The sequence below is a fragment of the Rickettsia sp. TH2014 genome, assembly GCF_019249195.1.
In the GTDB taxonomy this organism is placed as follows: domain Bacteria; phylum Pseudomonadota; class Alphaproteobacteria; order Rickettsiales; family Rickettsiaceae; genus Rickettsia; species Rickettsia felis.
Window position 1 is genome coordinate 1 of record NZ_MXAX01000110.1, and the last position, 3,381, is coordinate 3,381.

A 3,381-nucleotide genomic window follows, 5' to 3' on the forward strand; every position below is an offset into this window, starting at 1 on the left:
GGTTCAAACACCATAAGAGATGGTGTTAATATCAACACTATAGAACAAAAGAAGATGCAGGTATTACCTGCTGAAATCATGTCTCTACCTAACTTATCGTGTTTTGTTAAGTTAGCTGGACATTATCCGATTTCTAAACTAAAGATGAAATGGCAGAATTGACCAAAGCATGAAAGGCAAATTATTTTCTTTATGTAAATAATGTTTTTTAATATCAGGTATATATAATGCATCACTTAATTGATCAACTTAAATCTAAAAATAATATTTGCTATATAAGAGCACTAGTACCAATGATCGTGCTTTATGTTTTATTAATTAGTAGGCCCGATACTAAAGATCGTGCAAGGAGCGGCAAAGTTATTGAAAGTACCGAGTTAAGAAATGACTTTCATAGTTAGAATAATTGTGCTATAAAAGCTTTCAGATTTTTTGCAGTTTTGGTTAATAATGTACCGAGACTGGGGATTATAGGAACTTTTTATGAAACGATTAAATTCAAAATTTACAGACTCACAATATAAATTAATTTCTTCCACTCAAAAGAAATTTCGTTTGTATTATGCAATAATGCTAAAATATTATGAATCTCATAATAAGTTCATAGATGGTTTGCCAAAAATATCAGGTTCATTATTAACTAATATTGCTATTAAGTTGGATTTAGAGACCACAAGCATTACAATTCCTTCAGCTAGAGCAGTTAGGAATTATAAAATAAGAATCCTACAACATTTTAATATTTCTGCTGTTAAAAAAACCGATAAGACTGATAGGATTGATTTGCAGCTACATTTAAAAAATATAATAAGTTGTGAAGGAATATTTGAATATGAGGTACTACAGGAATATGCTCAGGATTTCATAGTTAAGCAAGGTATTTCTTCTATTAAGAAGTCTAGTATAAGTAGAATCGTAAAAAGCACTATATACCAATATGAAAAAGATTTATTCCAAACTATAGTTGATAGTTTGGGTATTGAAACAAAAGCTTATCTAGATGAACTATTAATTATTACAGATGGTATGTCTAAGATGAATCATCTTATGCGTTGGGTAAGAGGTTCGACAATAGAAAGCATAAAATCAGAAACTAAGAAATTAAGATTTTTAAAGCTTCTAGCATATCCAGAGATTGTAACAACTTTAACATCTAAGCACTTAAAACGCTATTATAGGAATATTGTCAATAAATACCCAAGTACCATAAAGGAGATGCCAAATGCTAGCAAATATGCTCAACTAATTATTTTTTGTTTCATGAGAAAAACTGATATTAATGATTCTCTTGTGGAAATTCTTCTAGATACAACTCAAAAAATTTTTATTGCTGGAGAAAACAAATCTAAAGCTAAATTTTCTAAATTGAAAGAAATTAAGAAAAATTATGATAATAGAAGAGTATTAAAGATTTTAGTAGATACTATATTAGGTAATGAAGAAGATTTGATTAATAAAGCTATATATCCGAAACTTCCAAAGAAAAAATTGTTAGACATTCAGCAACAATTGTCAACCAAGAAGCTGGTCAACAAATTTAGTGATTTATTATATTACAGTACTAGAGAATCTTTTGCTCGTTATTATAGGAAAGTTATTATTCCAATAATAGAAGTCTTAGAATTTGATTCTGTAAGTAGTAATAAGATTACAAATGTTATTAACTTAATTAAGGATAATATTAATAACAATAAGCGATATTATTATAGCAATCAAGTACTGGAGATAGAACAGACGGTACAAAAATCACATAGGGATAAGATATTTGATAAAAATAATAGAGTTAAAAAAATAGATTTAGAATTATGTGTATTAAATAAGTTAAGAAATAAACTTAGGAGTAAAGAAGTTTGGGTAAAGGGAGGTTATAAGTATCGTAATCCTGAAGAGGATTTACCACAGGATTTTGATCAAAATAAAGAAAAATATTTTAATATTCTGAGGCAACCACAAGACGCCGATACTTTTATCAATACACTAAAAGCAGAGTTAAAAAACTCATTATTTAGATTAAATAATTCTATTCCCCAAAATAAATTCGTGCATATTCTAAAAAAGCCAAAAGGTCATATAAGGGTTGCCAAAATAAAAGAGCAAAATCCACCAAAACAATTAGAATTAATAAAAGAAGAGGTGTTTAAGCGTTGGCCATCAACTAGCTTACTTGATATTTTAAAAGAAGTAGATCTGTTTGTTAATTTTACAGATGACTTTGTTGCAAGTGGTCCTAAAACAGGATTAGATAAAGAAATTATTTGTAAGAGACTACTTTTAGCTATTTTGGGATATGGTACAAATACTGGTCTTAAAAGTATGAGTAATGGAGAGATTAGTTACCAAGATTTACAATATATAAAGCTTAGATATTTTGATCAAGAAAACTTGCAAGCGGCTATTCGTAAAATAGTGAATAGTTTACTAAAGATTCGCTTCACATCACTATGGGGCGACAATACAACATCAGTCGCTTCAGATTCAAAACATTTTAAAGCATCTGATCAGAATTTGATGAGTAGTTGGCATCCTCGTTATCATAGCAAAGGAGTAATGATTTATTGGCACGTTGATACTTCATCTGTATGTATTTATTCGCAAATGAAAAGCTGTCATTCTTCAGAAGTAGCGGCAATGTTAGAAGGTATATTGAAGCATGCAACAAATGCAAATATAGACAAGAATTACGTAGATACACATGGTGCAAGCGAAATAGGCTTTGCATTTTCTTACCTATTTTCCTTTGCTTTGATGCCAAGATTCAAAAATATTCATAAACAAAGATTGTATTACACTGATAAAGAAGAGCAAAAAGGCTTAAACCATATAGAAGACATATTAGTGCGTCCTATTGACTGGGAGCTAATCAAAAGACATTATGAATATATTATACAACATGCTATCTCATTGAAATTAGGAATAGCTGATACAGAAGGATTACTCAGAAAATTTACTAAGGGTAATGTACAACATGAAGCATACCAAGCCATTAGAGAGTTAGGAAGAGCAGTAAAAACTATTTTCCTATGTAATTATTTTAATTCTCTAGAACTAAGACAAGAAATACATAGTGCATTAAATGTTGTAGAACGTTGGAATGGTGTTAATGACATTATATTTTATGGAAAAACGGGAGTATTTCGTAGTAATAACCCACTAGAGTTCAAATTATCTACTTTATGTTTGCATTTATTACAACTATCAATGGTGTACATCAATACTTTAATGCTACAACAAATATTAGTGGAATCATCTTGGTTAGAAAGGATGAGTAATGAAGATAAAAGAGCGATTTCTCCTCTAATTAGTGAACATATTAATCCATATGGTAGTTTTAGTTTAGATCTAAATAAGCGTTTAGCAATTAATGTTGACCAGGCTCTTTTT

The 3,381-nt window shown here is 29.4% G+C and carries 2 protein-coding genes; both read left to right on the forward strand.

The window, feature by feature from the left end:
• The first annotated feature begins 12 nt into the window (after positions 1-12).
• On the forward strand, positions 13-162 hold the full coding sequence (locus KYQ89_RS02005) for a type IV secretion system DNA-binding domain-containing protein (RefSeq protein WP_371920388.1): 150 nt from the start codon (positions 13-15) through the stop codon (positions 160-162).
• A 321-nt stretch (positions 163-483) separates the two neighbouring features.
• Positions 484-3,381, forward strand: a 2,898-nt coding sequence (locus KYQ89_RS02010) for a Tn3 family transposase (RefSeq protein ID WP_218460190.1), incomplete at its 3' end; no start/stop codon positions are given.